Origin of the sequence: Thermococcus sp. PK (assembly GCF_000430485.1) — an archaeon.
Lineage (GTDB): Archaea > Methanobacteriota_B > Thermococci > Thermococcales > Thermococcaceae > Thermococcus_A > Thermococcus_A bergensis.
Genome location: NZ_KE387151.1, coordinates 16893 through 40374, shown reverse-complemented (window position 1 = coordinate 40374; position 23482 = coordinate 16893). Strand labels below are relative to the sequence as shown.

Here is a 23482-nt window from a genome sequence, read left to right as displayed (position 1 = left end):
ATAAGCTTGTGGGGTGATATCATGGAAACTGTTGTTAATCAGATAAAATCAAAACTCCCAGAAAATTTGGAAGGTCTTTTGGATCTAGCCTATAACTACTGGTGGAGCTGGAATAGGAGAGCCACAAAACTCTGGGAAAAAATAGATCCCGAACACTGGTGGGAATATAAAAATCCAGTCAAGCTTCTCCTCGATACTCCGGAAGAGAGATTAAAGGAGCTTTCGAAAGATGATGATTTTATAAACCTCTATGAACTCGTAATTGATCAGTTCAGGCATTACATGAATCCAGAAAGCACGTGGTTTTCAACCAATTATCCAAAATGGAAGGAACCCGTAATATATCTGTGTATGGAGTACGGGATAAGCAAGAGCCTCCCCATTTATTCCGGTGGACTTGGAATACTTGCTGGCGACCACATAAAAACAGCAAGCGATTTGGGAATACCACTTATAGCTATCGGTCTTCTTTACAAGCACGGATACTTTAAACAGGAAATCGATAAAGACGGAAAACAAATAGAGGTGTTTCCAGAGTACAACCCAGAGGAGATGCCAATTAAGCCCCTAACCACGGAGAAAGGAGAGCCACTCCTCATAGAAGTGCCAATAGAGGATAGAATAGTGTATGCAAGAGCCTTTGAAGTCAATGTCGGTAGGGTAAAGTTGTATCTTCTCGATACCGATGTTCCTCAAAACTCTCCGGATGATAGGACCATCTGTGACTACCTCTACAACGCTGAGATAGACAAGAGAATAAAACAGGAGATACTCTTAGGCATTGGTGGAATGAGGCTTTTAAGAATGCTGGGAATTGATCCAGCTGTTATCCACCTTAATGAAGGACATCCAGCGTTTGCAAACTTCCAAAGAATAGCATGGTATATGGAGGAAGGTCTAAACTTTTTGGAAGCTTTAACTGTCGTAAGGGGCACAACGATCTTTACAACTCACACTCCCGTGCCAGCTGGACACGATAAATTCCCAATAGCAGAGGTTGAGAAGAGGCTTGCCAAATTCCTTGAGGACCTTCCAAAGGAGGAATTCCTTAACTTGGGCAGGGAAGGAGACCAGTTCAACATGACCCTCCTCTCAATAAGAACCTCAAGTTATGTAAACGCCGTAAGTAAGCTCCATTCAAAGGTAACCAAAGAGATGTGGATGCACCTCTGGAATGGGGTTCCACCGGATGAGATTCCGGTTGAAGGTATCACAAACGGTGTCCACACAAAAACGTGGCTCCACAACGAGATAAAGAAGCTCGTCGATAGGTATATTGGAAGAGTCTGGAGAGACTATGCGGAGCTTGAAGGACTCTGGTACGGAGTGGAGAGAATTCCGGATGAAGAGCTCTGGGAAGCCCATTTAAAGGCGAAAAGAGAGTTTATAGAGCTAATCAAAAGGAAGATAAAAAAGAGGAACGAACGCCTTGGAATCGACGAACCCCTGCCCGAAATAGACGAGAACGCCTTGATAATAGGCTTTGCAAGGCGTTTTGCAACCTACAAGCGTGCAACACTCATTTTGACTGACTTGGAAAGGCTCAAGAAAATAGTAAATAATCCAGAAAGGCCTGTGTACATAATCTTTGGAGGAAAAGCCCACCCGAGGGATGAAGCAGGCAAGGAGTTCCTCAGGAGGGTCTATGAAGTATCCCAGATGCCCGAATTTAAGAACAAAATCATAGTGTTTGAGAACTACGACATGGGCTCAGCAAGGGCTATGGTAGCAGGAGTAGACGTGTGGCTCAACAATCCAAGAAGGCCACTTGAAGCAAGCGGAACCAGTGGAATGAAAGCCGGTTTAAACGGTGTTTTGAATTTGAGCGTCTATGATGGATGGTGGGTCGAAGGTTACAACGGCAAAAACGGATGGGTCATAGGAGATGAAAGCCTCGAACCAGAAACTGAGCAAGACGACATTAGGGACGCACAGAGCCTTTATGACCTCCTTGAAAATGAGGTAATCCCCACATACTACGAGAACAAACCAAAATGGATCTACATGATGAAAGAGAGCATAAAGAGCATTGCGCCAAGGTTCAGCACACACAGAATGCTAAAAGAATACGTCGATAAGTTCTACTCAAAAGCCCTCACAAATGCCGCTATTCTAAGGAGAGACAACTTCAAAGCTACAAAAGAGATTGCATCGTGGAAAGCGAAGGTTCTCAGCTCTTGGGATAAAGTGGAGATAGAGCGCATTACAACTCACGACGCTACGGGTGTTGAGGTTATAGTAAACCTCGATGGCTTAAATCCAGAGGATGTAAAGGTTGAAATTTATTACGGAATCAAAGCAGAAGGATACGCAATAGAAAAGCCCTACGTCATAGAACTTAGACATCCCCAAAATCTCGGAGGTAGCAGGTGGCTCTATCGCTATGAAGGAAACGCACTCAAAAATCTCGGCCATCCCTGCTGGCACTATGCCGTTAGAGTTTATCCGTACCATGACAAGCTTCCTCACAAGTTCCTGCTCGGTCTTATTAAATGGAAGGGATTTTTTGAGCTCTGACTTTTTATTTTAATTTTGGAAAACGTTATAAAGCAAAGGGCTCCTACTTAAGGAGGGTTACCATGAGGATAGTATTCGACATTGGAGGCTCTGTTCTAGTTCCCGACAAGCCTGATGTTGAATTTATAGAGGAGATTGCCTATCAGCTGACAAAAATCAGCGAAGATCACGAGGTAGCAGTCGTCGTCGGAGGAGGAAAAATAGCAAGAGAATACATCAACGCGGCGAGAGCTTTTACGCAAAATGAAACCTTCAAAGACTACATTGGGATACACATCACGAGGGCCAACGCAATGCTCTTAATAGCGGCACTCAGAGAAAAAGCGTACCCGTTTGTGGTGAGCGATTTTAGAAAAGCGTGGGAAGTAATGCAACTCAAAAAGATACCCATAATGGGTGGGACGCATCCTGGACATACAACAGACGCCGTTGCCGCTCTCTTAGCCGAGTATCTCCAAGCAGATTTGCTGGTGGTTATAACAAACGTTGATGGCGTTTACGATAGCGACCCTAAAAAGAATCCAAACGCAAAGAAGCTGGAGAGGATTTCAACTGAACAGCTTGTTGAAATAGCCATGCAGAGCGAGAGCAAAGCGGGTGGAAGTGGCGTTGTTGACGCTTTAGCTGCCAAATTTATCCAGAGGGGCAAAATAAGAACTCTCGTCATAGGCAAAGAGGACGCAAGAAATCTTTTCGATGTAATAAAGGGCAAGCACAGTGGTACTTTAGTTGAACCTTAATTCACAATTTTTTTATATTCTCCAGCTTTTCTGTATATGGTGAAAGTTATGAGGATAGTAGTTATTGGTTCCGGAACAGCAGGAAGTAATTTTGCCCTCTTTGCAAGGAAGCTTGATAGAAAAGCGGAAATCATCGTGATAGGAAAAGAAAAAACAATGCAGTATTCTCCCTGTGCACTGCCCTTTGTTCTAAGCGGAAAGATACCCAAGCTGGAAAATATCATAGTATTTCCGAACGATTTCTACGAAAAGCAAAAAATCCAGATGATGCTGGAAACCGAAGCAAAAGAAATAGACCGGGAAAGGAAGGTCGTGGTTACGGACAAAGGTGAAGTTCCGTATGATAAGCTTATCATCGCCACAGGCTCCAAGGCGTTTGTCCCCCCAATAAAGGGCGTGGAAAGTGAAGGAGTTTTCACTCTAAAAACCTTAGAAGATGTAAAGAAAATCCAAGCATACATAGAGAAGAGAAACCCAAAAAAAGCCATTATAATTGGAGCTGGCCTGATAGGACTTGAAGGGGCGGTAGCGTTTAGGGAGCTTGGAATGGAAGTTGTTGTTGTCGAGTTGCTCGACCATTTACTCCCAACGATGCTGGACAAGGATACTGCTTCAATAGTCCAGTCTCACCTTGAGGAAAAGGGGATAGAGTTCAAATTCGGCGTCGCGGTAAGTGAGATTCTCGGAAACCCCGTCACAGCTGTCAAGGTTGGGGAAGAGAAAATCGAGGCAGACCTTGTTCTTATAGCAACAGGTGTAAGGGCTAACGTCGAGCTAGCTCAAAGAGCTGGATTGGAAGTCAATAGGGGCATTGTTGTCGACGAGTACCTAAGGACAAGCGATCCCGATATCTACGCTATTGGAGACTGTGCTGAGGTCTTCGATGCGGTTACAGGAAAAAGAACGCTAAGCCAACTCGGCACTACGGCAGTAAGAATGGCAAAGGTAGCGGCGGAAAATGTCTTTGGAAAAGGCGTAAAATTCAGACCCGTTTTCAATACAGCCATAACCGAACTCTTTGACCTTGAAATCGGAACGTTTGGGATAACAGAAGAGAGGGCAAAGAAAGAAGGAGTTGACGTCGTTGTGGGCAAATTCAAGGGTTCAACAAGACCAGAATACTACCCGGGAGGAAAGCCAATAACAGTGAAGCTTATCTTTAGAAGGGAAGACAGAAAATTAGTGGGAGCACAGATAGTCGGTGGAGAGAGAGTGTGGGGTAGAATAATGGCCCTGAGTTTTGCCGCTCAAAAGGGAGCAACTGTAGAAGATATAGCCTACGGAGAAACTGCCTACGCTCCTCCAATAAGCCCCACGATAGACCCGATTACAGTTGCGGCTGAGATGGCATTGAGAAAGTTTAAATGACCCTCTCTCTATTTCTTTATGATGAAAAAAGAAGAGTTCTTGAAGAGCAGAGAAAGGACTAAGATTAGCAAACTGATGAGTTACATCCTAAGGCACGCTCCCTGGGAATTTGACGTTGAAGTAGATGAGGAAGGCTTCGCCAGTATTGAGGAGGTGGTTAGGGCTGTTAAAAAATCCTACCCGTGGGTTAAGAAAGAGCAAATTCTCTGGATTGTTGAGAACGATCCAAAAGGCAGATTTGAGATTAGAGGAAACGAAATAAGAGCCCGATACGGACACAGTTTCGACGTCTCTCTGAATCATGAGGAAGACGTCGATGTGAGAATCCTTTATCATGGAACTCCCAGGAGAAATCTCAAAAACATATTGAGAGAGGGCATAAAATCAATGAAAAGAAAGTTTGTCCACCTAACAACAAGCAAGGAAGAAGCATACGAAACAGGGCGCAGATATGGAAGGGATGTTGTGATTATTTTTGTAGATGCCGAATGCCTGAGAAAGAAGGGATACAAAATCTATAAAGCCGGAAAGAATGTCCGTATAGTTAAATTTGTGCCTCCAGAGTGCATAATTTTCTATGAACAACCAAAAACCCTTATTCAACTTCGGCTTTTTTGACATAATGACAAACAAAACTGGAAAATATTTTTATAGGGGAAAAACATTCAAATGCGTTGATGCCCTATGACGTTCAGGAGTGAGTGTTTTTGGGAGTATAGTTGGTGAACCTCTTCTATTGTTAATTCAAGGTAGGGATTGTTTTTGGCGCTGATCCAATAAAACCTTTTGGAGGTGGTAGTTTGTGGCAAGAGAAACTTGGGGAAGTAGAGTAGGGTTTGTTGCAGCTGCAGTAGGAAGTGCAGTAGGGCTAGGAAACATCTGGATGTTCCCAATGAGAGCAGGTCTCTACGGCGGAGCGGCATTCCTGCTTCCATACTTAGTGTTGCTTTTTGCAGTGGGAGTAGTTGGCCTCACAGTGGAGTGGACTCTGGGAAGGGCAACTAAGGGAGGCCCCATAGAGGCATTTGCCAAAACACTGCCGGGAGGAAAGTACCTTGGAATAATTGTAAACGCAATAATGGTCATGATATTTGCCTTCTATTCCCTGGTGCTTGGATGGATACTTAGATATTTCATAGCCTCTCTAACCGGGGAACTAACGGGAGTTAATCCAGGGGCTTTTTTTGACGGCTTAGCCTTTAGTAAAGAGGCTATTTTATGGCAGTTCACCATGATAGCAATAACAGTGATTATAGTGGCCATGGGGGTTCAAAAGGGAATTGAAAGAGCAAACAAGGTCATGATGCCTGCTCTGTTTGTGCTCCTGGTGATATTAACGATAAGGAGCGTTACATTACCAAATGCGTATGAAGGTTTGAAGTTCTACCTTCTTCCAGACTGGAGCAAAGTGATGAGTGGAAAAACTTGGATGATAGCCCTGTCGCAGATGTTCTTTTCCCTAAGCGTCTTAGGGACTACAATGGTAGTTTACGGAAGTTATCTAAAAGAGGAAGATGACATCCCATTATCGGCAATAGCAACGGCATTTGGGGATACAGCGGTAGCCGTTACAGCTGGATTTCTAGTATTTCCTGCGGTTTTTTCGTTTGGTCTTGAGCCTACAGCCGGTCCAGGGTTAGTTTTCGTAACGCTACCAATGGTATTCCAGAAAATGCCTGGAGGAATGTTTTTTGGCGCATTGTTCTTCCTCCTGCTGATATTCGCCGGGCTTTCTTCAACTGTCTCAATGCTCGAAGTTTATGTAGACTCAGCCATTACAAAGCTCAATATGAGCAGAAGAAATGCCTCAATCCTCTTAGGCCTCTTAACTTTCCTGGTAGGTGCACCTTCAGCAATTAATCCATCATACTTTGACTGGCTGATCAACATCTCAACGGTTTACATAGGGCCATTGGGAGCTTTAATAGCAGCATTAGCCTTGATAAAGCTTGGAGTGGATAAGGCGTATGAGGAACTTAAAAAAGGAGCCCTAATAGACGTGCCAGAACTCTGGAAGCCCTGGGTAAAGTTCCTATACCCAATAGTGATAGCTGTAATATACATTTCACAATTCCTGCTGGGGTGATTCAAATGGATGCAGTGTACATAATAGCCCTGTTTGTAGTGCTCATAGTCTATGGGCCTTTGATATGGGCTCTTTACAAACTTTCAAAGGCCTCAACCCCTTAATTTTTATTTTTGGTGATATTGATGCTTCCAAAGGACATTGAAGAGATAGGTAAAGACTATGGGAAAAGCCTGCCAAAAGGGGAATACTTGGACTGTGCCCTTGCGTACAACCCATTTGGGTGCTCTAGCAGGGTGATTGAGGAGATTAAAAACATCCGCTCTCAAGCTGTTTATCTCTACCCAAGGGAAGAGGAAAAGCTCAAAGAGGCTATAAAAGCGTATTGGGGTGTAAAAAGCGAACAAATTTTCTTAGGGACAGGTTCCATGGGATGTCTTCAGAAGATCAACAAGCTCCTCTCCCCGGGTTCAGTCGTCCTTGGCTATGCTCCGCAGTTTCTTCCATATATCAACGACGCTCGATTAAACGGGGCAGTTTACGAGTATGTCCCCCTTGGAAAAGAAAACGACTTTACAATAGACGTTGGGGAGATAATAGAGAAGATAACAGAAAAGACCTCCTTTATTTATATCGACAATCCACATAACCCCACAGGGCAGGTCTTAAAGCTAAAACAAATTGAGGAAATTGCAGAAGTGGCAGAGAAAAAAGGTGCAATCTTGATAGTAGACGAAGCTTTCGGAGAGTTCATGAGCAAGAAAAATTCAGCAATAAACCTTGAGTTTCCAAACATCCTCGTTACAAGGTCTTTCTCTAAAGGATTTGGACTGGCTGGTCTGAGGATTGGATATTGCATTGTTAAAGGTGATGAAATGAAAAAGGCAATTTCCAAAGTTGACTTTCCTTTTTCGGTAACAACGATTTCACTTGTTGCCGCTTTAAAGGCCCTAGAGGATCAAGATTTTCTAAGAAAAACGGTAGAGCAGACAAGAAAAAACAAGGAGAAACTCATAAAGGTATTGGGCAAAAGCTTTCACATCGCAAGAACTGACAAATCAACAGTAATATTCCTTTGTGGTGGAAACGGCAACACTTACCAATATTTCCTCAGCAAGGGGATTTTAACAGTACCAGGTGAGGAATTCATGAACCTTGACAACAGCTATGTTCGAATAAGGATTCCCAAAAGTGCAGAAGAATTTATAAAGAAAATCAACGCCGCTTGAGCTTTATAACTGCTTCCACGTGGGGAGTATGTGGGAACATATCAACTAAAATGGCATCCTCTACCTTGTAAATCTCCTTCAAGTGGGAATAATCTTTGCTAAATGCTTGTGGGTTGCATGAGACATAAACGATGTTTTCCGGTTTCTCTCTTTTTAGGGTTTTTACACCATCTTTCAAACCTTTTCGTGGAGGATCGACAATAACTGTATCGTAATCCCCTATCGGGAAAGATTCGGCATCTCCTACCAAAAAAGTTGCTTCCACACCGTTTATTTCAGCGTTTTTATTTGCCATTTCAACTGCAAAGGGGTTTATTTCAACTCCCTTAACTTTAATTCCTTCCTTTGCTAAAAACACTCCAAAGGTTCCCACACCAGAATAAAGGTCAAGAACTTTCTCTCCTTCAACAAAATTTAAAACAGCCCTCAAAAGGATGGGAAGGGCATAGGAATTTGTCTGGAAAAAGCTGTTTGGATGTATCAAGTAAATAGTTCCCTCAATTTTCTCCTTTATAAACGGAGACCCACTTACAAGTTTTGGTATGCCTTTAGGGTCGTCTTTAGGATCTTCTTTAAAGCTCCAATAAATGGAATCTCCAAAGTCAAAATAATCAGGGAAGCTTTGTGGGGCTTTTTCAAGGTGTGCAATTAGGTTCACCATAGTTTCCCCGGTAAACTTTCCCTCTCTAACGGAAAGGTAGTGAACATCGCCGCTTTTCTTTTTTGGATCCCATGGAGAAAGTTTTTCTTCAATCATGAAATGCTTCAAAGCACTTATGAACTCCGGAGTGCGGTTTGAAAAAACTGGGCACTGATTGATACTCACAATATGCTGGGAATCCCTCCGTTTGAATCCAGCGCCCTTTGTCGAGACAATAAAGTTGCTTACGTTCCTAAAGCCCCAGAGTTTCGGGGAACCCTTTATTGGAGCTTCGACTCCAGTTGTTTCCTCAAATATTTTCATTTTAAGGTTTAGCTGTTCTTTGTACTTTACGTGCTGCCAAAAACAGCCTCCGCACCTTCCGAAATATGGACACCTGGGATTTTGTCTCAACGGTGACTCCTCGAGGACAGTGAAGTCTTCCGCAATTAAACGTCCAAACCTCCTGAACGTTTTTCTGACCTCCACAAAATCTCCAATAACAGTGTAAGGAACATAAACCTCTTTTTCCAGCTTTAACACTCCGTAACCATCAGAACTCATTTTTGTTATGTATCCTTTTCCTTTCATTGCCCTCACTGGTAACCAAACTTTATTTCGTTTTTAAATTCGTCGCTGGTTATCAGCACAAGACAAATTGCCGCCAGAAAAGTTAAACTAGCAGATGCGGGCTCAAAGCTTACTAATACCCACAGTATGCCAAAGATAAGGTCCAAAAGTGTTATATAAGTCCCAATCTGGACAACAAGCTCCCTGCCTAGCAGAATTCCCAGGAGAATAAGGAAGTGAATCAGAGCGATTATAAAAAACCCAAGCGCAGTTGATCTTTCACTGGAACTCAACACACCCATTCCAGCAAAATACGTCCCCATTAAGAAAAAGAAGGTGGAAACGATGGGCTTAAGCCTCATCTCCAAGCTCCTCCACAGGCAACTTCATTCTTGACACCGCTATCAAGGTCAATATTCCCAGTACCGGCATAAGCATAAGCTCCGCAAGTGCCAGCGCTTCACTATGCCTTGCAAGGGCTTCTGTGATAGACGGAGCGACTGCGTTTGCTGAGTTGGAAATCAATCCTAGGGCAAAAGAGGCCCTGGGATAGATGCTCTTGGGGTAGGTTGCTGGGGCTGAGGTCCAAAATGCTGGCCCCGTACCCTGAAGAGCACCAATAAGCCATACTGAGGCTAATGCTAATGAGTAATTCCCTTGAAGCATTGCCCTAGAGTAAACGCCCAATCCAACAAAAGCCACTGCGTATGAGAGTATCATGACCTGAACAATCGCCTTAAAGAGTCCCCTTGGACTTGGGTTTTTCTTGGAAAGCTGGAAACCAACGAATCCCATAACTATTGACCAGAGAGCTTTTGATATGTTGAGGTTCGTGCTTAGAGCGGCCACCTGATCCTTGCTCCAGCCTGCTTCGTATCCCATGGAGGCTGAAAACCCCGCTATTGTGAAGATGACCCACAGAGCTGGGAAGAAAGTGAATCCAAGCACCCATGTAAATTTCATCTTCCAGATGTTTACCGTGTCTCTACCTTCTTTTTTGTGAATTATCTCAAAGTCCTCCGTAAAGAGCCACCATATCAAAAGAATGGCATACATTATAGCAACCGTTATCAGGAAAGCCGTCTTCCATCCAAAGGCACTTACCAAATATTTGGCGCTCATTGAACCAAAAACGCCCCCCCAGAATATACCTGAGAGAATAATACCCTTAGCAAACGGCCTTTCTGCGACAAAGTAATTGGCTATCTGGGTGCTGAACAGAGGCACCAAGCTCACAACAAAACCCTGAATAAACCTGAGAAAGACAACTAGATACCAGTTCCCAACATAGGGGATCAAAGCTTGGGGTATCGCTGCAAAGCTGAGAGCTATGGCAACACTTCTTTTGAAACTCCCTTCGTAGAGCCTTGTGTGTCCAAGCAAGAACGCTATAAAAAGACCAAACACATATGCCACGTGCTGGAGATCATAAGCCTCGGCACTTATCCCAAAGTGGGAAACTATATCCGGCTTTGCAACACTCATCATGCTTAAAGTTCCAAATCCTGCAGTCATGACCAGCGTGTCCAATATAACGGATTTCCAGCGTTTCATAGCTATCACCTCACAGCTTTCCAAGCAGCATCAGTACTCCAAAGACAATAAACAAAATGCCGGCCCCCTTGTGAATAACTTCAAGGGGCAATGCATCGCCTATTTTGTCCCCTAAAACAGCTCCAATCAAATTGACCAATGCTAAGCCAAAAATTGCTCCTAAAAACGCCTTGATCCACCCGTACTTAGAAGCAAAGGCAATTGTGGCTAACTGAGTCTTGTCTCCCAATTCTGCAAGGAATATTGCAACAAAGACATAAAGGATCTCCTTCACGTTACCACCTCAAAAAGAATATTAAAGAACTAAAGCTCCTCAAGAGCTTTTTTCATTCTTTCCATAGCCTCTAAGAGCTTTTCCTTGCTTGTTGCATAGCTTATTCTGATGTAGCCTTCGCCATTAGGTCCAAAAGCCGTTCCCGGGATAACAACCACTCTTGCCTTCTCCAGCAACCATTCTGCAAACTCCTCGCTTTTCATTCCTGTATCCTTTATATTGGCAAAGATGTAAAACGCTCCTCTCGGTTCAAACGCCTTTATGTAGGGTATTTCTTTTAATTGCTCTAAGACGAGCTTTCTCCTCTCTGCGTATTCATTGCGCATTTGCTCCACTGCCTTCCAGCTTGCTTCCTCTCTAAGGGCTGCAACTCCCGCAACCTGGACAAAAGAGGCAACGTTTCCAATGATGTAAGCGTGGAGTTTTATCATGTCCCTTATTATCTCTTCCGGAGCTATTGCAAATCCTAAGCGCCATCCGGTCATTGCGAAAGTTTTTGAAAAACTGTTTGCCAGGATTGTATTGTCCGGAGCATACTTTATCATTGGTATGTGCTTTGCCCCATCATATAGAAAGTGCTCATATGGTTCATCGCTAAGAATGTAAATATTATAATCTTGAGCAATATCCGCTATAGCCTTTGCAACTTCTTCATCCAAAACTGCACCAGTGGGATTATTCGGGTAGTTAATCACAATCATTCTCGTTTTCTTGGTTATAAGCTCAAGAAGCTCGTCCGGATCGGGCTGGAAGCCGTTCTCTTCTTTCAGGGGCAGCCTAACCGGCTTCGCATCTGCAATCTTTGCATCTTCAACATAGCATACAAAAGCCGGATCGGGGATTATCACCTCATCACCATTTTCCAGCAGAGTTTCGAAGGCAAGGTAAGTGGCTTCATAAGCTCCAGCCGTTACGATTACCCTTTCTGATGGAACATCCAAACCGTAGTGATCCCTATAGTAATCCGAAACTGCCTCTCTAAGCTCTGGAATACCTGCATTTGGTGTATAGTGAGTCCACCCCTCGTCGAGAGCTCTCTTTGCTGCTTCCTTTATATTTTGAGGGGTTTCGAAATCTGGTTCGCCTATTCCGAGGGAAATGACGTTCTGCATCTTTGATGCCCTTTCAAAAAGCTCCCTAATCTTTGATCTCTGGATAAGATTTATACGACCCGCAACGAAATATTTATGCTTTTTATAACGCATGATTCATCCCTCCAAGAGCATTTATGAGTGATGCCAAATTCTTATAAATTTATCGAGAGAAAAGTTTCAAAACTAGGCACAAATAATAAAAATTCTTCGAAATTTTGCCAGAAAATAAGTGAACACGCCGGTATTAGAGAACATCGACTAAAGCAGCCTTCTCGAAGACTTTTTTTACTTCCTCTTTTTCACAGTCATTGAATGGTATCTCTTCCGCAGGTATCTTTGAAAGTATCTCCTGGAGATCTTTCTCTGCATTCTCTCCGAATGCCACTATGAAGTTCTCACCCTCCTTTGCCCCCACGGTCTTAATGGCATCTTTGATCTGAAGTGTTCCACTTGCCCTAAGAAGTATCTCCCCTTTGATTGTTTTCGCTTTGTTCGTTTTTCTTTCAAACGATTTTAGGGCCAATATAGTAGAAAAAGCTACCTGTTCCCAACATCTTATGTTCAATATCTGGACATTATCTGGGAGAATTTCAAAAATATCTGCAGTATCCTCGAGCAAAATCTTTGCAATTGCGATCTTAATTGTGCCGTAGTTTAATACCTTCATTCTATCTCCCCAAGCTTATTGCTTCGTTGTTTATTAAATTTTTTGTCTACACAGAAATGTGTACTCAATAAAAATATTTTAATTATCCTCCAATTTTCTTAAAAATTTTTGAAATTAATAATACGCTAATATTAAAGCAGAGGCAAAAAGTATTTAACTAATTAAAGCCAAAACATACACTAGATGCACCTCATGTAATGGTGGACAGAATGGCAAAGATGAGGATCATTAGTGTTCAGTTGCCACAGGGACTCATAAACGCTCTTGATGTCTTAGTCAAAAGAGGAGTATACCCCAACAGAAGCGAAGCAATTCGAGAAGCTATCAGGGAGCTCATAAAGAAAGAACTATATACAACAGAGGCAGAAGAAAAGGAACTTCCAGAATATGTGATTGAATAAGAGTGTCGGAGGGAATTGATATGGTGTTTAAACTACTAGAACAAGCCGGTATTGATTTGAATATGGATAACGACGATAACAGAGCACAGGAAGCTCTCAATGATCTAGAAGTTTCTAAATCTTTCATTAAAATAGCAATTATCGGTGTCGGTGGATCTGGAAATAACACAATAACAAGACTCTACGAGTTAGGGGTAGAGGGAGCAGAGTTAATAGCCATGAACACCGATGCGCAACATCTTTCAAGAACCAAGGCTCACAAGAAAATTCTTCTCGGAAAGAATATTACTCACGGAAAGGGTTCTGGTGGAAATCCAAGAATAGGTTATTTAGCTGCGGAGGCCAGTAGAGATGAAATAGCAGATGCAGTTAGAGATGTCGACCTTGTGTTCATAACCGCCGGTATGGGTAACGGAACAGGGACTGGGGCCGCACCTGTTGTTGCCAAGGTGATAAAAGAGGAAGCAAGAAACTCTGGGAGAATCCAAGAGCCGCTTGTTGTGAGTGTTGTGACATATCCATTCAAAACTGAAGGAACAAAGAGGATTGAAAAAGCAAAAGCAGGCATACAGGCCCTCCTAAAGTATTCAGACACTGTCGTGATAATAGAAAACGACAAACTTCTTGAATTGGTGCCGAAGCTTCCAATTTCAGCCGCATTTAGATTTGCCGATGAAATAATAGCGAGGATGGTTAAGGGCATAACAGAAACAATAATGCTCCCCTCCATGGTAAATATAGACTTTGCAGATGTGTACAGCGTCATGAAAAACGGTGGTGCTGCGTTAATTGGAATAGGCGAGAGCGATTCAAATAGGAGAGCCGTCGATGCCGTAAATAACGCCTTGAGCAACAAAATGCTTGAGGTTGAGTTTGGAAGTGGAGAAGCTGCCCTAGTGCACTTTACAGTTGGTCCAGACGTCAGCCTCGGAGAGATAAACGACGCCATGCAGGTTGTATATGAAAAACTCGGAGCAAAGTCAGAGATAAAATGGGGAGCAAGAATAGAGAAGGATCTCGGAAAAGTCGTTAGAGCTATGGTGATAATGACGGGAGTAAAATCCCCTCACATCCTCAGCAGCGACGTTAACGCATTGACAACAGAGGATAACTTGATAATTTCAAATCCAATAACCAGGAGGATAAACAAGGACTCAGAGCTCGAAAACCTATTTGACGAAGTTTCAGGAAGGAAAAAACCCAATTTAATTGTTAATCCCGAAATTGAGAGAATTGTAAAGGGAGCCGTAGATTACGACTTAAGTTAAATCCTTTACCCTTTATAATCATCAAAGGGGTAAAATCAGAAGTTGCTAAAATCACTCGCAAAATATTTCTACTATTTTTTGAATTATTTTACTTGTCTTAGCGACATCTGTCTTGTATGCATAAGGTATTCTAATAACTTCCGCTTCGATGCCATGTTTTCTGAGTTCTTCTTTCAGGGCATAGACATCAAAGTTTTGATCAGGGCCCAATGCAATGACATCTGGCTTAAGCTTTTTAATGAGTTCGAGGCTTATGTGTCCAGGGTCCCCAATTACAACTCCATCCACCATCTTGAGCGCCTTTAAGAGCTCAGCCCTTTCGTACATAGAGTTTATCGGTGGCCTACCTTTTCTTTCTTTTACCGTTTCATCGTGAGCTACTATTACTATAAGCTCATCTCCCAGCTCTTTCGCCTTTTTCAGAAAGTGAATATGCCCCACATGGAGAATATCGAAAACACCTCCAACAACAACTCTTATCTTTTTCTTTTCCCTCATACCGCAGTCAACTCCCAAATTTTATCTTTTGCGTGGTGTATCACTTTCACAGCCTTCCCCTTCTTTTTTTCTTTCATAGTTTTTCCGTCCATCAGTGCAATCCCAATTGCCAGTGGCCTCCCATACTGCTCTTCCACTACAAACACAAAATCGCCCTCTTTTATTTCTTCATCTGCATCCACTATACCCGGGGCCATGACATCGGCACCGTTCAATATATGCGGGACAGCACCCTGATCGACAACAACTCTGCGCTTCCATTTTCTTAAGTCCTCCTTGTCGGAAATCTCGTACAGAGTTATTACCAGCGGAAATATAAGCTTCTCCCGTCGTATAAAGCGAGGCTTTCCGTTAACAAACAAAATCTGGGTAGTCTTATCAAACTCACCCACCAGAACTTGATCATTTTTTGATATTAACTTCTCGGCTACTTCTTCTCCGAAGATTCTAGCCATCTCTTCCATTATCTTCTTGACTTCTTTTTTGCTCAATGGATGCTTTATTTTCATCTCAGAGCACCTCACTCAACAAGCTTTTTGATTTCTTCTGGCAATAATTCCCCTTTCAAGCTCAATGCGACATGAATTAAACTTTTCAAAGCATCTGCTTTATTTTCAGCCCACGTAACAATCACAAGATCGCCATTCTCAACAGGGAGCTTTTTGAGGTCATCGGAAAGCTCGGGAAGGGTTTCCTTCAAAGGTCTTCCATCCTCTGGAAATACTATTTCACCGTTCTGTACTGTTAAAATCATGGCGCCCTTAGCGAAAAAGCGAATTGCTTCATCTCTGAGCTCTATACTCCTAAACTCCGGAGGGTTTCTCACGACGAGTGCATATGTCACAAAACCTTCGAGGGGAGTTACCTCCAAGGGCTCTGAGAACAGTTTTGAAATTTCCTGGAGGACTTTAATACCCTTCTCACTTAGTGAATGTCCCTTTTGCTGAGATTCAACAAGCCCAATTGAGGAAAGCTTCTTTAAAAGCGTTCTAACAGTCCCTTCTCCAAGATTCAACTCTTCAGAAATCTGTTTTCGCCCTTTGGGTGTTTTTAATAAGAAAAGCACGGCAATAGCATCCTCAATTTTAAATTCCGGATATGCACCTCGCTTCCAATCCATCTTTTCACCTCTGTTTTCGATTTAATGGCAAAATATAAAAACTTTAGGCTAGTCAACAAAAGCATGTCCATTCCAAAGCTCCCTAATTTCCCTTGTAGCATCCGGGTAAACTCTCTTAAACGTAATCTTCCAGTAGCCTTGAGGCATTTCTTCTATGTCCTCTATGTGAATCTTCAAGCCTAAACGTTCAAAGTGGGATACCATCTTATAGGCTGTTTCTATGTGCTTCACTCTCACCGTAAAAACTTCGGCTATTTCCTCTCCAGCGCTGACATCCCATATGCTTTCAACAAAGGGCTCCAAAAGGGCTCTTCCCAGAGCACTTGCGTATTTTTCAAATTCTTCATCCTGCACTCGCTTTTCAGCTAGATAAAACGCAAGCCGCATTATTCTCTGCATGAAGTATCCTTGTGGGAGGTCAAAGAATATCCTCGCTCCGATTTTGATATCGTTAATGTTTACATAAGGGGTAACATACTTTACAATTTTCTTCATATCGGGGCTTTTCATGACTACCCCTTCTCTCCTTTCCCTGCTCAACCTCTCCACAAGCTCCTTAAGCTCGTCGATTTTTGAGATATCATACACCCCAAACACTTCAACGCTTGGAATTCCGTACTCCTCAGCTAGCTTAAGCCTCTCCTCCACGGGAAGGGAATTCCCCGTTTTCTTTTCCTGAATATCAAAAAGGAAGAACTTTATGTCCTCCTTCACATAGGGAGGCCCCTCAACGAGATATGGGCTTTCCGGCCCCGCCATCTCCCCACAAAGGACCAAATTTGGATAATCCTTGAAAAACTCCATATTAACAAAGTCCTCAATTCGCTCTGTGGTGAAGGGACATATAAAACCACCCCGGGTAAATGCAAAAACCCTTCCCTCTACCTGGGCAACCCTTACGTTGTACCCATCGACTTTTTCCTCTACATAGAAGGGTTTCCTCTTGAACACCCTCTTTATTCCATTTTCCAGATGAACAACCCGCTTTATATGAGGAAAGCCAAGTATGATGTTATGAAAATCAAAAACGACAGTCCCTCTTCTTAAGCTTCCAGCAGAATCTTTAAACCTGAGATACCGTATTCCATCGAATTCATCCTCTGTTATGCCACCTTTATTTTCCAGTATTTCAATACGCTCCCTGCTTATACCAAGCTCAAGAAGGATATCTTTGAAATAGGAACTCACCATCTCCAGCACCATTATTATTTTTCTGGTTTGGAGTTTATAGGTTTTTGGACATTCAACATAATCTACAATAGGAAGGATTCAAAATGTTCTTTTAACGCTACTCCAAATTTTAAAGTAGCTCAACAGAAATCAAAAGAGCTAAAAAATAAAGCAATATAAAGGCTCACTCTTTCAAAAACGCCTCAACTAAGTTTCTTGTTTCTTTCAACGCCTCAAGAGGAATACCCTTGGGCAGACCGCCGATTTCGCCCTTTACATCCTTTAAAACACCTTCTCCCGCTCCCAAGAACATTCCCTCACTAGTGATTCCTCTGAAGTTTGCTGGCGGTAAAAGTGCCACAGCAACTCTGTGACCTTCCTTCACGGTTAAATCATTTGTAACCACAGTAACCGCTCTATCCCCTATGTTGACGTTGCACACCAAGAGCCTATCCGCATTTGGATGCTTGCCAGCGCTCATGACTTCGCCAACCTTTATGTCCACTGCAATAACCGGGTCGTTTATCTTACCCAATTCCAGCCTCTTATCAAGGTTAAGAATTGTGTTTAGGAAAAAGCGAACCTTTGCGATGCTCTCCTCAACCTTCTCCCTCTCACTTCTATCAGCCAGCTCGAGAAACTTGGTGTACCAGTCTTCGCCGCCCAGTGCCTCGATTATTCCCAGAGCTTTTTCTTTTAGTGCTTTCATTTGAGGAGTGTCAATTAACTCCTGCGGCTCCAGATACGAGTAGCGCAATGCCTGAATCTCGGGAATCATCTCTTTTGCCAGTTTTACTGCTGTCTTTTTGTCCCACTTTCCCTTGAATTTTGCCCCTTCAATGGTTTTCAAAAACAGCTCAACTGCCTCTTCAGCAACCAGCAACCGATAATCCTTACTCGTGTCCCACATTTTCCTCACCTTCAATCGCTTTTAGAACACCTCTCTTAATATTTTCGTCAGAAATTGCCTGTGCAACTGCAATTGCTTTGAGCTTGTCACCCCTCTTTGCATAAGTTAAAGCAATTTTTTCAAAAACTCTGGACGCTATCCTATCGTCAGAGATAATTGCCCCTACTGTCAAAGCCTCTTCAATCTGACCTATTTTTAAGAACTTTGCTGCAATTTCCTCGAGCTTTTCGTCATTTGGCTTTATTTTTCTTTCTGCAACCATTCTAAATGCGTCCTCAACAATACTCTTTGCAAGCCCCTTCTTGTCATGGAGGAAGAGCCAGTACGCTACTTCCAAGAGCGCCAAAACTTTTTCTTCATCTGGCAGGTATTTGATAACAAACACAGCGTTGTCCACATCTCTCCTTTCGAGAAATTCAGAAACGACCTTGCTGCCTTTCTCAAGTGCCAGCTCTATTAGAGATGCCTTTTTCTTTAGCTCTTGCGCACTCAGGTGCCTTTTTATCTCTTCGTAAATCTCCGCAGCAAGTTCGTAGAACTCCTTAGCTTCTGGAGAGCGTATTTCCTCGGCATTTTCCAATATCTGCTGAGCTAGACGGTATAAGAACGATAGGACTTTTGAATAAGGCTCAGAAGAGTTCTGGGCCGTTTCATATGCTACGTTGTAATAGTAAAATGCACTGCTATAATCTCCCGCAAGTGCCATATAGTATGCAAGGTACCCATAACCTTCCGCCTTCCAGAGGAGGTAATCAATGGCCTTAATAATCTGGTGAGCCTTTTTGAAGAAGTGCTCGCCCTTTTTGTCCCCGCTTACAGTAAGGGCATATCCAACTAGTGCCAGCGCCCTAGCTTTTTCCAGAAGTCCCTCAAGGGAGTCAATAGTTTCAAGCATCCTTTCCAGCACGATCTCTTTATACTCGTCCCCTTCTACATATTGGTAAATGTAAGAGAGCGCCTCAAGCCTTGAAAAGGGATCCTCAATTCGAAGGGCAAGTTCCAGAGCACTTGAAAAATCCCCTTTCTGGAGAAAGTCGGAGATATTTTCCATCATAACTATCACCGAGAACCTTTAACTTTCTTATCCCATTCCTCAAGCATTAAGTCCAACGCCAGAAGATTAGTAAGCTTAAGCCGGACTTTGTTGCTGCTATAGTCTATCGAGCCGTCAAAATCATTTAAGAGCTCAAAAACTTTTTCAGCCTCCCTAAGATTCAGATTCCTCCCATAAAATTCCTCACCACATTCGGGGCATTTGAACGCGAAGTCATTTAAGGCCGATAAGAATGCATCTTTATCCTTAAGCAGCTCCCGAAAGTTTTCAAGGATAAGCATCTGTTCTATAAGGTCTTCCCACCTAATAATTTTCCCGCATAAGGGGCATCTGGACATTAAATCACCCCAACGTCTTTAGAAACATTTCGATTTCTTTCACTAAAAACTTAACGGCTTCCTCAAGGTTTCTCTTTCCATTAGCACCAGCCGCTCCGGAGTGCCCTCCACCTGAGCCATCTATAATCGGGCCGACTTTCTCCATAAGCCTGCCCAGGTGAAGGCCTTTCTTGACAAGGTTCTCCTTCGCCCTTGCAGAAATCCTGACTCCGTTCTTATCACTTCCAACAATCGCAACATCGGCCCCAAGCTGAAGGAAAACCTTACAGGCCAAGGACTCATAGGCAGAGACTTTCGAAACTGCTATTATGTAAGTGCCCACCTTTTTTATTTCCATTCTCTGGCAGGCCTTTAATATGGCCATTCTCTTTGCCTGGTCTATGTTCTCATCCGTAACCGGAGCAACTAAATTGTATATCTCCCCCATTTGAATATCAAATCTCTCCAGGATTCTGGACACTGTTTTGAAAGTTTTTGAGTTTGCATACCTAAAGTTGGCAGTATCCGTAACTATTCCCGCCAGAAGAGCTTTCGCGGAAACTTCATCATAAAAGCCAAAGTACTCCAAGAGCTCCCACACAATCTCTGCGGTGGAAGTCCTTGAGGAGTCGATGATTTTTATGTGGGCTTTTATGGGGTTCTCCTTTTCGATGTGATGATCGATAATGATTACATACCGATCATTTGGAACTTCAACAGGCTCCAGCTGCTCGATGGAAGAAGTGTCAAAGATTATAACCACGTCCTCTAAAACGGATGGATTCCTTTCTACCTGGGCGAAGTTGAGAAGGCGTTTTGCATAAGACGAGACGCTTTGAGAAACACCTATCCGGTTTTTCAACCCTAAGCTTGTAAGATACCTGGAAAAAGCTATAGCACTACCCAAAGAGTCCGGGTCGGCATTGTGATGGCACAGCAGTAAAAAAGAATAATTCTTTTCCCTTGCTTTATTCAGAAAGTTCTTGAGTTTTATTTTGCCCCGCAATTTCCCTCAACCTTTTTTCAACTTTTTCATAAGCAGCTTCAAGTGCCTCGTCAACCAGCTTTTCAACGTCCACCTTTACGAATATTGGCACCTCAAGGTAGACCTCTATTTCCAAATCCAGGGTATCTTCGCGGTTTATCCTCGTCGTCACCTCTATGTCCTTCACTTCACTCCTTGTTAAGTGCTCAAAGATGTAGTCTATGATGACTTCCTGAGCTAGTTCACCAATTGCTATCAGCTCATCTTCACCCAGCTCTGGAAGCCCTATGTGGAATACCCTCTTCATCTACGCCCCCTCATAAAATGTTGAAAAAAGAAATTCACCCAGCCACTCCTCTTAGAGAGTTCTGTATTTGTTGTGTGAGCTCTTTAATCTTCTCGTTAAGCTTCTGCTCCTGTCTCTCCAAAGCCTTTAGGCGAACCTCCAGGGTCTCGACTTTCTCTTTAAGCTCTTCCAGTGCCTTTGCTTTCGTTGCCCTGATTATTAGAGTGCCAACTGTCTTGTATATTGGGGTGTCTTCTTCAACTTTTTCAATCTCTTCGAGGGCCTTTTTAGCATCGTTGAGCTCTACCTGAACTCTTTGTTTCTGCTGGATTACAAGCTGGAGCTGCTGTTGATAGTTCTCAAGCTGTCCCAATAGAGCCTGCACCTGAGGTGGAATGTTTTGCATGATAACACCTCCTTTTAGTCCGAAGCTATACTCTCGAAGAAGATTTAAATAGTTAACTAAAGCTCTGCTACATCGAGGGCAACTTTAATCCATCGAAGATAAGAATTCAAAGTCCCCCTTAAGGCAGAATTGTCCTTTGCAATGAACTCCATTATAACCTTATTTTCCTTTAAATAAAAGTCCATCCTGCTTCTTCTATAGGGAACCGTTTTGTGCTCAAAAAGAACGCTCTCATAAACAACTCTTGCTGTCTCGCTGTCGGGGAATTCAAGCTCGATTCTCCCTTTTATCATTCTTCATCACTTTTGATGCCGAGCTTTTCTTTATAGTCCCATCTTCTCCCGTCTTCCATTATCCATATTTTAACGCTTATCAACGGCCCCACAGGCCTATCTTTTGAGACATCAAAGCGGTAGAAGTTTACAGCCATTCCCCTTGGGTGGCGCTCAATTACACCCAGAACATCCGTGTTGTATTTATCTGCTATGTACTGCAGGCTCTTTTCTCCTCTTGGGACGAATTTCCCGTTAGTAAGCTCAGCAAAAACCTGACCAAAGACGATGTGGTCAAGTCCAACCCTTTTGGCGGTTGTAACTATAAAGGGCATCTCCTCCCTAATCGGGCGGAGGTTTCTAAACCCCATTTCTCTCTGAAGTTTGATTCCATGGAGGTAGAGGTAACCCAGATATCCCCAATCTTCTGGAGAGACTTTTATGAAAGTCATTTTTAGCGGATTTCCTTTCCAAACATTGATTATCAAAAGCCTTTCGTAGCCTCTATCATAAGCCTCCATAAGAAGGTCTTGAATAGTCTTCTTTCCTCTAGTCAGATAAGTCGAGTTAGGGAAAACCCTCTCTAGGTCGTGTCCGAAACTTCTAGTCCTCCTTGTGGGTCTGTGGGATGTTGTTATCAGCATCATCTCTGATCACTTCGAGATTTGAGGAAAAGGGGTTATAAATCTTTTCAATAGAGAGGGCGTGTTTATAGTAACCTTTATTAGGGTTTTTGCTGAATTCTTTCGGGTGGTTGTCGTGATCCCCAGATGGGATCACAGACTCAAAGACCCTGAAAGCGTGGCATTCGCAATTCTTGACGTTTTAGCAGACTTCGAATCAGAAGGAAAGCTGAAGAACCTGCCAAAATCCAAAAAATTTCCAGTAAAAACAATACTGGCAATACTCCTCTTTAAACAATACTACAACCTACCTCTCAGAGACGCCCAGCACTACGGCAGAAAATTCTTCGGAGCAAACATTCACTACTCAACCCTCCACAACTGGGGAGAAAAAGCTGAACCTCGAAGAACTGACAAACCACCTCCTGAAAAACTCCAGAAATTACCCTACGCCAGCACTCAAGCAGACTCAACCATTATCACAAATAAAAAAGGGCAGGATAGAAGTTCAGGCAATAACGAGAATCCTGCAGGGTTTACTGTATCCGGTTGCTGTGAAGATCACAACTTCTGAGAACGAGCTGATTGAACTCCTGCCGGGGGGTTCTGGGAATTTTTATGCTGATGGGGCTTATGATTCAAAGGGTAGTAAGAAGAGAGACAGAGTGTTTTCTGAAGAAGAGGTACAGGCGTAGGAATCCTCATGAGGGGTTCTGGGGTGCGTTTACAACGTGGTTTGGCAGTAGGATCCCCTGTTTTCTGAAAAGACTACTGTAACCCGAATCCTGCTTGGGGTAATGTGTTATGGTCTGAAAATCCTCCTCAGAGTCAAATACTGTTTAAATAACAGGGGGTGAAACTAAACACGCCCTTGTTTTCCGTAATTTTTAAATAGTCTCTAATTATACTTCCTTGTGGTGAAGCAGTTCCCAGAATGTGGGGTTTGTCAAGCCCGAATGGGGACTGTCGAGAGCCTTGAAGATGTGGGGAGTCACCGTTCCCCCCGAAAGCCAGCCAATGAAGACGGGAGGCTGGAAGCCTACCCGTTACGAAATTAACACCCTACACACACTTTACGGGTAGGCAGAACGGACCCAGACAACAACCCAAGGCCAGGAAATAACCATCTATACCGGTGGAACTGGAGGAGTTTACTTCCCTCTTGGCTCCAGATATGCCGAGATTTTGACTAAAAACGATATCCCAGCTAAGGCAGTTACAAGCGGTGCAAGTGTAGCAAACGCAAAGGCAATTGGGGATGGAAACGCCCAAGCCGCGATTCTTCAGAACGATGTAGCTTACTATGCCTACAACGGCCTTTATATGTTTGAAGGACAGGCAATAAAGAACATTAGAGGCGTTGCAGCACTTTACCCAGAAACAGTCCAATTTATCGTTAGGGCGATACTGTTAGGATAAGCTGTGGGGTGTCAGGTTTAAGTTACTGGCAGTACTTTAGAAAAAGAAGGGGGAACATGAAGTCTGAAACCATT

Annotated in this window: 28 protein-coding genes and 1 pseudogene; 11 read left to right on the top strand and 18 right to left on the bottom strand. The window is 43.1% G+C overall.

Features of this window, described 5'->3' with window-relative positions; translation table 11 throughout:
- Positions 1-21: 21 nt before the first annotated feature.
- From malP to THEPK_RS11890, 6 genes are all read left to right on the top strand, one after another.
- A complete protein-coding gene (gene malP / locus THEPK_RS11915) occupies positions 22-2517 on the top strand; it encodes a maltodextrin phosphorylase (RefSeq protein ID WP_042702516.1) in 2496 nt (831 codons plus the stop codon).
- Positions 2518-2579: 62 nt separating this feature from the next.
- Positions 2580-3257, top strand: a complete 678-nt coding sequence (gene pyrH, locus THEPK_RS11910) for a UMP kinase (protein WP_042702513.1) — start codon at positions 2580-2582, stop codon at positions 3255-3257.
- A gap of 48 nt (positions 3258-3305) precedes the next feature.
- Entirely contained in the window at positions 3306-4625 is a 1320-nt protein-coding gene (locus THEPK_RS11905) for an NAD(P)/FAD-dependent oxidoreductase (protein ID WP_042702511.1), read from the top strand.
- Between the two features lie 21 nt (positions 4626-4646).
- The gene (locus THEPK_RS11900) at positions 4647-5243 is read left to right on the top strand and encodes an RNA 2'-phosphotransferase (RefSeq protein WP_083965102.1); all 597 of its coding nucleotides are present in this window, start codon (positions 4647-4649) and stop codon (positions 5241-5243) included.
- Between the two features lie 184 nt (positions 5244-5427).
- Positions 5428-6711 carry a sodium-dependent transporter gene (locus THEPK_RS11895; protein WP_042702508.1) on the top strand — a complete coding sequence of 428 codons (1284 nt, stop codon included), beginning with the start codon at positions 5428-5430 and terminating at the stop codon, positions 6709-6711.
- A 125-nt stretch (positions 6712-6836) separates the two neighbouring features.
- Positions 6837-7880 (top strand): pyridoxal phosphate-dependent aminotransferase, encoded by a 1044-nt coding sequence (locus THEPK_RS11890; RefSeq protein ID WP_042702505.1) that lies wholly within the window; start codon positions 6837-6839, stop codon positions 7878-7880.
- Here the strand turns inward: THEPK_RS11890 and rlmD are convergent.
- The 6 genes from rlmD to cgi121 all read right to left on the bottom strand — a co-directional run bounded on the left by rlmD (position 7867) and on the right by cgi121 (position 12679).
- Positions 7867-9111 carry a 23S rRNA (uracil(1939)-C(5))-methyltransferase RlmD gene (rlmD, locus tag THEPK_RS11885; protein ID WP_042702503.1) on the bottom strand — a complete coding sequence of 415 codons (1245 nt, stop codon included), beginning with the start codon at positions 9109-9111 and terminating at the stop codon, positions 7867-7869. The two genes, THEPK_RS11890 and rlmD, sit on opposite strands and share 14 nt — an antisense overlap.
- A 5-nt stretch (positions 9112-9116) precedes the next feature.
- Positions 9117-9452 (bottom strand): hypothetical protein, encoded by a 336-nt coding sequence (locus tag THEPK_RS11880; RefSeq protein ID WP_042702502.1) that lies wholly within the window; start codon positions 9450-9452, stop codon positions 9117-9119.
- Complete coding sequence (locus THEPK_RS11875; protein WP_042702500.1) at positions 9442-10644, bottom strand: MFS transporter; 1203 nt, start codon at positions 10642-10644, stop codon at positions 9442-9444. Before THEPK_RS11875 ends, THEPK_RS11880 begins: the two co-directional genes overlap by 11 nt.
- A gap of 10 nt (positions 10645-10654) precedes the next feature.
- The gene (locus THEPK_RS11870) at positions 10655-10918 is read right to left on the bottom strand and encodes a TMEM165/GDT1 family protein (RefSeq protein ID WP_042702497.1); all 264 of its coding nucleotides are present in this window, start codon (positions 10916-10918) and stop codon (positions 10655-10657) included.
- Between the two features lie 29 nt (positions 10919-10947).
- A complete protein-coding gene (locus tag THEPK_RS11865; RefSeq protein WP_042702493.1) occupies positions 10948-12123 on the bottom strand; it encodes an aminotransferase class I/II-fold pyridoxal phosphate-dependent enzyme in 1176 nt (391 codons plus the stop codon).
- Positions 12124-12256: 133 nt separating this feature from the next.
- Positions 12257-12679, bottom strand: a complete 423-nt coding sequence (cgi121, locus tag THEPK_RS11860; protein WP_042702491.1) for a KEOPS complex subunit Cgi121 — start codon at positions 12677-12679, stop codon at positions 12257-12259.
- A gap of 209 nt (positions 12680-12888) precedes the next feature.
- Here cgi121 and THEPK_RS11855 point away from each other — a divergent pair, with 209 nt between their 5' ends.
- Both THEPK_RS11855 and ftsZ read left to right on the top strand, forming a co-directional pair.
- Entirely contained in the window at positions 12889-13080 is a 192-nt protein-coding gene (locus tag THEPK_RS11855; protein WP_042702488.1) for a ribbon-helix-helix domain-containing protein, read from the top strand.
- Positions 13081-13100: 20 nt separating this feature from the next.
- Positions 13101-14348 (top strand): cell division protein FtsZ, encoded by a 1248-nt coding sequence (ftsZ, locus tag THEPK_RS11850; RefSeq protein WP_042702485.1) that lies wholly within the window; start codon positions 13101-13103, stop codon positions 14346-14348.
- A 51-nt stretch (positions 14349-14399) separates the two neighbouring features.
- On the opposite strand, the gene THEPK_RS11845 is transcribed toward ftsZ, so the two are convergent.
- From THEPK_RS11845 to THEPK_RS11790, 12 genes are all read right to left on the bottom strand, one after another.
- Positions 14400-14846 (bottom strand): adenylyltransferase/cytidyltransferase family protein, encoded by a 447-nt coding sequence (locus tag THEPK_RS11845; RefSeq protein ID WP_042702480.1) that lies wholly within the window; start codon positions 14844-14846, stop codon positions 14400-14402.
- On the bottom strand, positions 14843-15355 hold the full coding sequence (locus THEPK_RS11840) for an RNA-binding protein (protein WP_042702477.1): 513 nt from the start codon (positions 15353-15355) through the stop codon (positions 14843-14845). The genes THEPK_RS11845 and THEPK_RS11840 overlap by 4 nt, the downstream gene beginning before the upstream one ends.
- Before the next feature lie 11 nt (positions 15356-15366).
- Positions 15367-15966 (bottom strand): DUF4443 domain-containing protein, encoded by a 600-nt coding sequence (locus tag THEPK_RS11835; RefSeq protein WP_042702474.1) that lies wholly within the window; start codon positions 15964-15966, stop codon positions 15367-15369.
- Between the two features lie 48 nt (positions 15967-16014).
- Positions 16015-17157 carry an RNA ligase gene (locus THEPK_RS11830; protein WP_042702471.1) on the bottom strand — a complete coding sequence of 381 codons (1143 nt, stop codon included), beginning with the start codon at positions 17155-17157 and terminating at the stop codon, positions 16015-16017.
- A gap of 163 nt (positions 17158-17320) precedes the next feature.
- Positions 17321-18046, bottom strand: a complete 726-nt coding sequence (locus THEPK_RS11825; RefSeq protein WP_042702468.1) for a tRNA-binding protein — start codon at positions 18044-18046, stop codon at positions 17321-17323.
- Positions 18030-19100, bottom strand: a complete 1071-nt coding sequence (locus THEPK_RS11820) for a hypothetical protein (RefSeq protein ID WP_042702465.1) — start codon at positions 19098-19100, stop codon at positions 18030-18032. The genes THEPK_RS11825 and THEPK_RS11820 overlap by 17 nt, the downstream gene beginning before the upstream one ends.
- A 5-nt stretch (positions 19101-19105) precedes the next feature.
- Positions 19106-19438, bottom strand: a complete 333-nt coding sequence (locus tag THEPK_RS11815) for a hypothetical protein (protein WP_042702464.1) — start codon at positions 19436-19438, stop codon at positions 19106-19108.
- 4 nt (positions 19439-19442) lie between these two features.
- A complete protein-coding gene (locus THEPK_RS11810; RefSeq protein WP_042702461.1) occupies positions 19443-20423 on the bottom strand; it encodes a DHH family phosphoesterase in 981 nt (326 codons plus the stop codon).
- A complete protein-coding gene (locus THEPK_RS11805; protein ID WP_042702458.1) occupies positions 20386-20709 on the bottom strand; it encodes a DUF3194 domain-containing protein in 324 nt (107 codons plus the stop codon). The genes THEPK_RS11810 and THEPK_RS11805 overlap by 38 nt, the downstream gene beginning before the upstream one ends.
- A gap of 34 nt (positions 20710-20743) precedes the next feature.
- Positions 20744-21094 carry a prefoldin subunit beta gene (locus THEPK_RS11800; protein ID WP_042702455.1) on the bottom strand — a complete coding sequence of 117 codons (351 nt, stop codon included), beginning with the start codon at positions 21092-21094 and terminating at the stop codon, positions 20744-20746.
- A 56-nt stretch (positions 21095-21150) separates the two neighbouring features.
- A complete protein-coding gene (gene pcc1 / locus THEPK_RS11795; RefSeq protein ID WP_042702452.1) occupies positions 21151-21387 on the bottom strand; it encodes a KEOPS complex subunit Pcc1 in 237 nt (78 codons plus the stop codon).
- Positions 21384-22013, bottom strand: a complete 630-nt coding sequence (locus THEPK_RS11790; RefSeq protein WP_042702449.1) for a ribosomal biogenesis protein — start codon at positions 22011-22013, stop codon at positions 21384-21386. The genes pcc1 and THEPK_RS11790 overlap by 4 nt, the downstream gene beginning before the upstream one ends.
- A gap of 58 nt (positions 22014-22071) precedes the next feature.
- Between THEPK_RS11790 and THEPK_RS11785 the strand changes: the two genes are divergently transcribed.
- The 3 genes and pseudogenes from THEPK_RS11785 to THEPK_RS11780 form a co-directional block, all read left to right on the top strand.
- Entirely contained in the window at positions 22072-22563 is a 492-nt protein-coding gene (locus tag THEPK_RS11785; RefSeq protein ID WP_156882208.1) for a hypothetical protein, read from the top strand.
- Positions 22544-22684, top strand: a complete 141-nt coding sequence (locus THEPK_RS13290) for a hypothetical protein (protein ID WP_156882207.1) — start codon at positions 22544-22546, stop codon at positions 22682-22684. Before THEPK_RS11785 ends, THEPK_RS13290 begins: the two co-directional genes overlap by 20 nt.
- 397 nt (positions 22685-23081) lie before the next feature.
- Positions 23082-23393, top strand: a pseudogene (locus THEPK_RS11780) (TAXI family TRAP transporter solute-binding subunit); the annotation flags it as partial.
- Positions 23394-23482 lie beyond the last annotated feature (89 nt).